The organism is Enterobacter sp. KBR-315C3_2022, from assembly GCF_041399425.1.
Lineage (GTDB): Bacteria > Pseudomonadota > Gammaproteobacteria > Enterobacterales > Enterobacteriaceae > Enterobacter.
The window spans coordinates 147,525-155,446 of the sequence record NZ_JBGKEB010000012.1 but is presented as its reverse complement, the minus strand read 5'-3'; the positions used below and the strand labels follow the sequence as shown (position 1 = coordinate 155,446).

At 58.3% G+C, this 7,922-nt stretch carries 6 protein-coding genes and 2 pseudogenes; 3 read left to right on the top strand and 5 right to left on the bottom strand.

Annotated elements, in window-relative coordinates:
- Positions 1 to 94 precede the first annotated feature (94 nt).
- Positions 95 to 412 (top strand): annotated as a pseudogene (locus AB8804_RS14590) (Hcp family type VI secretion system effector); the annotation flags it as partial.
- Between the two features lie 19 nt (positions 413 to 431).
- Here the strand turns inward: AB8804_RS14590 and murP are convergent.
- Positions 432 to 640: pseudogene (murP, locus tag AB8804_RS14585) on the bottom strand (PTS N-acetylmuramic acid transporter subunit IIBC); the annotation flags it as partial.
- Between the two features lie 31 nt (positions 641 to 671).
- On the bottom strand, positions 672 to 2,171 hold the full coding sequence (locus AB8804_RS14580; RefSeq protein ID WP_371187319.1) for an aldehyde dehydrogenase family protein: 1,500 nt from the start codon (positions 2,169 to 2,171) through the stop codon (positions 672 to 674).
- Between the two features lie 240 nt (positions 2,172 to 2,411).
- Here AB8804_RS14580 and feaR point away from each other — a divergent pair, with 240 nt between their 5' ends.
- Positions 2,412 to 3,320 carry a transcriptional regulator FeaR gene (feaR, locus tag AB8804_RS14575; protein WP_371187317.1) on the top strand — a complete coding sequence of 303 codons (909 nt, stop codon included), beginning with the start codon at positions 2,412 to 2,414 and terminating at the stop codon, positions 3,318 to 3,320.
- Here feaR and AB8804_RS14570 read toward each other — a convergent pair whose 3' ends face one another.
- The 3 genes from AB8804_RS14570 to AB8804_RS14560 are packed head-to-tail and all read right to left on the bottom strand — an operon-like array spanning position 3,321 to position 6,473.
- Positions 3,321 to 3,638 carry a YdbL family protein gene (locus AB8804_RS14570; RefSeq protein WP_371187315.1) on the bottom strand — a complete coding sequence of 106 codons (318 nt, stop codon included), beginning with the start codon at positions 3,636 to 3,638 and terminating at the stop codon, positions 3,321 to 3,323. It lies immediately after the preceding gene.
- Between the two features lie 7 nt (positions 3,639 to 3,645).
- The gene (locus AB8804_RS14565) at positions 3,646 to 3,837 is read right to left on the bottom strand and encodes a YnbE family lipoprotein (RefSeq protein WP_112009913.1); all 192 of its coding nucleotides are present in this window, start codon (positions 3,835 to 3,837) and stop codon (positions 3,646 to 3,648) included.
- The gene (locus AB8804_RS14560) at positions 3,837 to 6,473 is read right to left on the bottom strand and encodes a YdbH family protein (protein ID WP_371187313.1); all 2,637 of its coding nucleotides are present in this window, start codon (positions 6,471 to 6,473) and stop codon (positions 3,837 to 3,839) included. The genes AB8804_RS14565 and AB8804_RS14560 overlap by 1 nt, the downstream gene beginning before the upstream one ends.
- Before the next feature lie 210 nt (positions 6,474 to 6,683).
- Between AB8804_RS14560 and AB8804_RS14555 the strand changes: the two genes are divergently transcribed.
- Positions 6,684 to 7,673: a 2-hydroxyacid dehydrogenase gene (locus tag AB8804_RS14555; protein WP_371187311.1), complete on the top strand. Its 990-nt coding sequence runs from the start codon at positions 6,684 to 6,686 to the stop codon at positions 7,671 to 7,673.
- The last annotated feature ends 249 nt before the right edge of the window (positions 7,674 to 7,922 follow it).

The following is a 7,922-nucleotide window of genomic DNA, read 5'->3' as shown; positions in this document are numbered from 1 at the left end:
GTTCATTGATAGTGCTGTAATTAAAATGATGGTAGTTGGAGTTATTATTGTAATTGTTGTATATTTTTCATTTTTCTATGAGAGAAAAAAATAGATGTCTATACCAGCACATATATGGTTTACAGATGAAAATGGCTCGCAGATGATTGGTGAATGCTTAATGCCATTACGATTAGCCTCTACTGAGCTTAAATCATTTACTCATACTGTATGGTTACCTACAGACTACAATACAGGAAAACTAACTGGTACGCGTTTACATGTACCCATTAAGTTTGAAAAGGAAATAGATCGTCTTACACCGATTTTATTTAGAGCATTGTGCCAGGGGAGAGTATTGAAAGAAGCCTTGATTAAAATGTACAGAATCAATGAGGCTGGAGTAGAAGAAGAATATTTTAATATAAAATTACTTAAGCCCCCATTTTTATTTAACTCAAATTAACGTTTTCCGTTCCAAAAGATATGTCAGTATATAACCCGCGAAATAAGCAATAACCATTCCTCAAGCATATATCCCCATCGCAGCGAATATACCTGAGTTAGAAGTCATCAGTGGCAGCGCTACCAGCCCCGAAGGACCGAAGGCGCTATTGAGTCCGATCGGCAAGCCTGACCAAGCCTTAGTACCAACGCTAAAAAGGCAACCTTAAGGTTGCCTTTTGCATTTATTAATACCTCACGCACACCGACTTCGTTTCGCACCAGCCGTCCAGCCAGTCCGGACCGAAATCGCGCCCGGTGCCGGACTGCTTCATGCCGCCGAACGGCAGGTTGGCGTCTATCAGCGTATGGCTGTTGACCCACACGGTGCCCGCCTGCAGCCGGTCGGTGTACGCCAGCGCGCGGCTGACGTCCTGCGTCCAGACGCTCGCCGTCAGGCCGTATTCGGAGTCATTGGCTAATTTCAGCGCCTCTTCGCCGTCCGCCACGCGGATCAGGTTTACCACCGGGCCGAACACCTCTTCGCGGGTCAGCTTCAGGCTGGCCGACGGATTGACCACCAGCGTAGGCGACACGTAGTAGCCGTCGCCGCCGGGGGCCGCGTTGCCGGTAATCAGCTCTGCGTTCTGTGATTTTGCCTCATCAAGGAACGTCTGAACCTTGTCGCAGTGGGCGCGCGATACCAGCGGGTTGATGAAGGCGTCCGGCGACATGCCCGGCCCGACGCTCAGGGACTTCACCGCCTGCTCGAAGCCGCTCACCAGCGTGTCAAACAGCGGCGCTTCGATGTAGATGCGCGAGCTTGCCGCGCAGACCTGGCCCTGATTGAGGAAGCTGCCCATCATCAGCCCTTCGATAACCCATTCCGGGTTAGCGTCCTTCAGCACGATGGCCGGGTTTTTGCCGCCCAGCTCCAGCGTGACGCCCGTCAGCGTGTCCGCCGCCGCGCGCGCAATCTGCTTGCCCGTCGCCGTCGAGCCGGTGAAGCTGATTTTGGCGATGTGCGGATGCGACGTCAGCGCCGCGCCGCAGACCGCGCCGCTGCCGGTCACCACGTTGAATACACCCTCCGGCACGCCCGCCTCGCAGGCCAGCTCGGCCACGCGCAGCAGGGTCAGCGGCGTGGTTTCGGACGGCTTAATCACGATAGAGCACCCGGCCGCCAGCGCGGGCATCACTTTCCACATGCCGATCAGCAGCGGGAAGTTCCACGGCACGATCCCGGCCACCACGCCAATCGGCTCTTTGCGCGTCCACGCCTGATAGCGCGCGCCCTGCGGCAGCGGGATCGACAGTTCAAGCGTCTTGCCCGCAATTTTGGTGGTTAAGCCCGCGGTGTAGCGCATCCAGTTCAGGGTGCATTCCACCTCAAACATGCGGGAGATATTGATCGATTTCCCCTGCTCCAGGGTCTCAAGCTGCGCCAGCTCTTCGCGATGCTGCTCGACCAGGTCGGCGAAGCGCAGCAAAATGCGCTCGCGCTCGGCGGGCAGCTTTCCGCACCAGCTGCGGGCCACGAAGGCGCGCCAGCCGGACATCACCGCGCGATCGACATCCTCGACGCTGGCGTCGGCGGTGGAGGCAATCACCTCGCCCGTCGCCGGGTTGAACACGCTCAGCCGCTTTTCACCGTTAGACGCGGTCTGCTGGCCTTCAATCCACAGGCCGTGCTGGCGGTCTAAAAACTGCTGCACGACGGGAAGTACGGCAACCTGTGACTCAGACATAAGAAACTCCTTTGTGATTCTTCGCAGGGTATTGATGCAGTCTACGAGGCGTTTCCGATTCCTGCTTTTGTCTGTGTGACATTCGCTTTTCCGCCTGTGACAGGCCCCGCAAAACGTGATAATTCCCGCTTATCACGCTGTTACCGGTAAGCGTTCTTTCCTATAGTCAGCCTCAGGAACCTGACGAAATGCAACATTAATGCAACAATGCAAAAACATTGACGGTGCGGCGAGATAACCATGGCGTGTGCAAGCGAACGGGAAAAGTTGGAGCAGTGGCTGGCGCAGATTAATCAGGCGTGCGGACGCTTTGGCGCGCGCCCGCTAGACGGGGAATTTATCGGCGAGCTGGAGACCAGCTACGCCCGCAGCCTCAAGCTCAGCGCCGTGACCGCGGCGGGCGTAAACCTGTTCCGCACCCGGCAGGAGATTAATCAGGGCAACGATGCCTGGTTCTATACGGTGTTTCAGCTCGCCGGGAGCGCGGACGTTGAGCAGGACGATCGCCGCTCGCGGCTCAACGCGGGCGACATTACGCTTCTCGACGCCTCGCGCCCCTGCTCTATTGCCTGGCAGCAAAAGTCCCGGCAGATCTCTCTTCTCGTTCCCCGCCAGATCGTCGAGCAGCAGTGCCGTTTTCAGGAAATTCGCTGCGCGCTGCCCCTGTCGCGCACCCTGCCTACCGTGCAGCTGAGCCATCGCCTGCTGCAGGAGAGCATGGGCAATACGGACCTCAGCGACAGTGAAAGCGAAGCGGCGCTGGAGGCCATGATCTGCCTGCTGCGCCCGGCGTTTCAACAGCGCGAGCCATCACAGCCGCGCAAGGAGCGCCTGTTTCAGCGCGTGCTGGCGCTGATTGACGACCACATTCAGTCTGAGGCGCTGCGGCCAGAGTGGATTGCCTCGGAAATTGGCGTGTCGGTGCGCAGCCTGTACCGCATGTTTGCGGATAAAGGGCTGGTGGTGGCGCAGTACATTAAGAATCGCCGTCTGGACAGGTGCGCGCAGGTTTTGCGCGCCGCCAGCGATGACGAAAAGCTGGCGGGCATTGGCTACAGCTGGGGGTTCGCCGACCATAGCCATTTTTCTACCGCCTTCAAGCAGCGCTTTGGCGTCTCTCCCGGCGAGTACCGCAGGCGCTTTCGCTGATCACTTTTTCAGCCACCTGCCGTTAATCCCCTTCACGTACTCGCCCGGCTGAGCGCGGTTGACCAGCTTTTGCCCGGCCATTTTCGCCACGTCATCGACCGGTAAATTGTTGCTGTCGGCGAGCTGCTGATAGCTTTCCGTACGCGCGGCGTTGATGCGGTTAACCAGCTCCAGCGTCTGCGCATCCTGGGTTACTGGCGCGATATAGCCGCTCAGGGTTTCCCCCACGCGCCCCTGCGCGCGGGCCTCGTTCAGGGTCAGGGTCGCGGCCTGCGCGTTCATCCCCAGCGCCAGTAAAATCAGAGCGAATCGTTTCATGGCGTCCTCAGAACAGATCGCTACGCGACTTAAGCAGGGATTCCACGTCCTTATCGACCTTGATGTGGATTTCATGCTCAATCTTCACGTTCATGTTGATGGTAATCGGCTCCTTGGGCGCCGCAACCTCAATGCGCGGCGTGCAGCCCGCCAGCAGCGCGACGGCGGCGACGGTGAGACTAGCGGCCATCTTGTTCATTATTGTTCCTCACTTTCCTTGCCGGTCGAACCGCGGGTACCGGGTAACGCCGCGTGTTGCTCAAACCACGTTTGCACATTGTCCCCAAAGCGCAGGCTGCGCCAGAGGGTAAAGACATTCTCTTCATGGGTATAGTTCAAATTCACCGTGCTGCTTTTGCCGTCCACGCGGCTGATGCCGGTAATGGTCGCCGCCAGGGTCAATGCCCCCAGGTTATCGAGATTGATTTTCGTCCACGAGCGGGAGATTTCCATGTAGCGAAGCCAGTTGATCGCCGCCCCTGCCACCATATTATCGTTCACGATGGCGTCGGCGGTGTCTTTATCAAGACGCAGCGTCATCGGGCCGGGGTTGCTGAGCCAGCCGTCTTTAATGATCCACTTTTCATTGTTCAGCCAGAACGGCAGCCCGCCGCTCACCGGGCCGGACATCGTAAACTGCTTGGGATTGACCGCGCTTATCAGCTCGCTGGTGGAGATGTTGTCCACGCGCAGCAGCGCCGCGTCGTGCTGCGGCAGGCGCAATTGCTGCATGGTGATTTTCCCGCCCAGCGTCTCGACCTTCACGTTGGTCAGCAGCAGCGGACGGTCGTCGCTCCATGGATAATCGCCCTGCAAATCGGCCGTAATGTCGTGCGCGGTGACGAGGTTAACCACCTCACCGATGCGCAGCGTGACCGGGCCGCGCGTTCCCAGCGACCAGGTGCCTTCGCCAAAGCGGAACGGCAGCACAAAGTCGACGCCGTTAATCTGGTTATCCGGCATCCAGACGCTGCCGGCTTTCACCACCCCGTGGCCCCCGGCTTCAAAGCCCTGGCCGGGCGCGGCGGAGAACGCCACCTGCGCATAGAGATCGCCGTCGCGCAGGGTCATTTTCCACTCCGGCGGGATCAGCGGCTGGAACACGGTGAGCGACTGTTTTGGCCACCAGGCCTGACCGCGCAGGCGTTCGCCATCCCAGCGGCCGTTGACCTGTACCGGCCCAATCCTGTCGGCATGCAGATCGCCTTTGAACTGGAAGATCGTCGGGTCGGTGCCGTCAACGCTGAAGTTGAGCACCGACGGCGGCAGCACGCTGCCGCCGGAAAAGTGCGTTTCTCCGGCGTTGAGCGACAACGCGCCGCTAAATTTAGGATCCGCCGTATCGCGCAGCCAGCGCACCGGTTGGGTTAAGGCCAGGCGCGGCTTGTCGACGCGCATGGTGCCGTACTGGAGCTTGTCGAAGCCCGTCGAAAGTTCGGTTAGCTCAATGACGTTGTCGCGCCACTCGCCTCTCCCCGCGACGTCCCATCCGGCGTGCATTGGCATGAAGCTGCCTTTGCCCCAGTAGCGCCACTGCCACAGGCCTTTATCCGGCAAAAAGTCGTTGGCCTGTCCGTCCAGATGAAGCACAAAATCGCCCATTTCGTTTTCATGGGCGCGCAGGATCGCCTGCAGGCGACCGTCCACGCCCTTCTGCGTCAGCTTAACGCCCGCCAGCGGCCAGCGGATTTCGTCGATATCCAGCGAATCAATAATCCGCCCGCGCGAGCGCAGCAGCGCGCCCGGCTCAAAGGTCAGCTGCGGATCGGTGAGCGCGCCGGTTAAGGTCGCCGGCAGCCTGGCGTAGAGGATCAGATCGTTTTGCTTGGCCTCGCCGCTCAGGTGGAGCGGCATGCTGCTGTTGTCCATGCTCAGCGTGCCGGGGCCGATATTCAGCACGGCGTTGCCTTTACCGGCGTCGCCCTGGGTCAGCACGTTCAGCCGCCCGGAGATTACCGCCTTCTCCAGCCCCCGCTGCCAGTTGTCAATTTTCAGCCCCATGCGCCCGCTCAGCGGCATGCCCGGCAGCGCCCAGTTCCAGCGGCCGTCGCTTATGTTCAGCTGCTGGGACGTTATCGTCCACGGCAGGTCCAGCAGCGGATCGGGGTTATCGCGCGCCATCACCACCAGCTGCCCCTGATTTTCCCGCCAGTCGAGATCGGCATCGACCAGCGACGCAAGCTGCGGCACGTTAAACGTGGCGGACGCGTGGCCTTGTACCGGCACGCCGTCGGGGATCAGCGGCAGCGTAAAGTCGCCCACCAGCCTGACGGGATCGGGATAATCAGGAAGCCGCACGTCAAATTGGCTCACCGTCAGCTTTTGGCCGTGCAGTTTCGCCTTCAGGCTAACCTGCTCGCCCTGGTAGGTGATGGACTGCGCGTCCGGCGTTAGCGAGGCGCGGAACTCCCCTTCCCACTGCTGCCACGGCGAGAGCGACAGGCGGTGGATGGTTATCCAGGTGTTGGGCAGCACGGCCTGCCACTGCGCCAGCGTTTTCGGCGCGACCTCGGAGGGCGCAGATTGCGGCAGCTTGCTCAGGCAGGCGGAGTTGAGATCGAGCGAGCCAACGTCTAGGCGCCAGCGGCTGGGATGGGATAAGGTGATGTTTTTGACCTTCGCGATCTCGCAGTCTTCAACGAGATAGCGCAGATCGGGTATCACAACGGCATGGCGCGTCAGCCTGGGGCTTTCGTCGAAGGCGATCCGCGTTCCGACGGGCAGCCAGATGCCCGCGAGCGTCGGCACCCACTGCGCGAGCGTCATCAGCAGCGTCAGCGGCACCAGTATCACCAGCAGTAGTAGCGCAATCGCGGCTTTGTATTTACCCTTCATGGGCAGTTAATATCCTGATTTAGCAAAAGAAATAAGCCGACATCGCCGATCATTGTCGCATGTTTAGCCAGTCAGATGAAGAGAATGCCTTTTTTAAGGATAGATGCTCTAAAATAATTCATAGAACTTATTGATTTCAATGATATTTTAAAAATTGTAAGATAATTTTAATCATGCTAACGTGGTTGTAAAATCACTGGAGAAAGCCTTATGAAACTCGCGGTTTATAGCACAAAGCAGTACGACAAAAAGTATCTGCAGCATGTTAACGAGGCTTACGGCTTCGAACTTGAATTTTTTGACTTTCTGCTGACTGAAAAAACGGCCAAAACGGCGCACGGCTGCGAAGGCGTCTGCATCTTCGTCAACGACGACGGCAGCCGACCGGTGCTGGAAGAGCTGAAAAAGCACGGCGTGAAGTACATCGCCCTGCGCTGCGCGGGCTTTAACAACGTCGATCTGGACGCGGCCAAAGAGCTGGGCCTGAAGGTGGTCCGCGTCCCGGCCTATTCGCCGGAAGCGGTAGCGGAACACGCTATCGGCATGATGATGTCGCTTAACCGTCGTATTCACCGTGCCTATCAGCGCACCCGCGATGCCAACTTCTCGCTCGAAGGCCTGACCGGCTTCACCATGTACGGTAAAACCGCGGGCGTGATCGGGACCGGTAAAATCGGCGTCGCCACCCTGCGCATTCTGAAAGGGTTTGGCATGCGCCTGCTGGCGTTCGATCCCTACCCAAGCGCGGCCGCGCTGGAGCTGGGCGTGGAGTATGTCGACCTGACGACGCTGTTCTCCCAGTCTGACGTCATCTCCCTGCACTGCCCGCTGACGCCGGAAAACTACCACCTGCTTAACCAGACGGCGTTCGACCAGATGAAGGACGGCGTGATGATCATCAACACCAGCCGCGGCGGGCTGATTGATTCCCAGGCGGCGATTGAGGCGCTGAAAACCCAGAAAATTGGCGCGCTGGGCATGGACGTGTATGAGAACGAGCGCGATCTGTTCTTCGAAGACAAGTCTAACGACGTGATTCAGGACGACGTGTTCCGCCGCCTGTCCGCCTGCCACAACGTGCTGTTTACCGGCCACCAGGCGTTCCTGACCGCCGAGGCGCTGATCAGCATCTCAGAAACGACGCTGGGCAACCTGCAGCAGCTGGAAAAAGGCGAAGCGTGTCCTAACGCGTTAGTGTAATCCGAACTCCCTCAGCCCTCTCACGCTTTTCAGAGAGGGCTTTTCAAATACCGGCCTCGCGTTTCCCTCTTCTTTATTGCCTGTTCACGCTGAAAACTGTCTCGACGGTCGCGCGCTGCGGAGTTTTTTTCCGTAACGATAGTTTTAATAAGATATAGCTATTACAGTAATCGTTTGAATTTATCAAATACGCCTTTTAGACATTCCTCTTCAATAATAAAGCGCTCATCCGCCTCTTACTCTATGTGA

Bases quoted from the DNA above. Each gene is read 5' to 3' on its own strand.
- AB8804_RS14560 (WP_371187313.1), bottom strand. From the start codon at position 6,473: ATGAAGGGTAAATACAAAGCCGCGATTGCGCTACTACTGCTGGTGATA.
- AB8804_RS14555 (WP_371187311.1), top strand. From the start codon at position 6,684: ATGAAACTCGCGGTTTATAGCACAAAGCAGTACGACAAAAAGTATCTG.
- feaR (WP_371187317.1), top strand. From the start codon at position 2,412: ATGGCGTGTGCAAGCGAACGGGAAAAGTTGGAGCAGTGGCTGGCGCAG.
- AB8804_RS14580 (WP_371187319.1), bottom strand. From the start codon at position 2,171: ATGTCTGAGTCACAGGTTGCCGTACTTCCCGTCGTGCAGCAGTTTTTA.
- AB8804_RS14570 (WP_371187315.1), bottom strand. From the start codon at position 3,638: ATGAAACGATTCGCTCTGATTTTACTGGCGCTGGGGATGAACGCGCAG.
- AB8804_RS14565 (WP_112009913.1), bottom strand. From the start codon at position 3,837: ATGAACAAGATGGCCGCTAGTCTCACCGTCGCCGCCGTCGCGCTGCTG.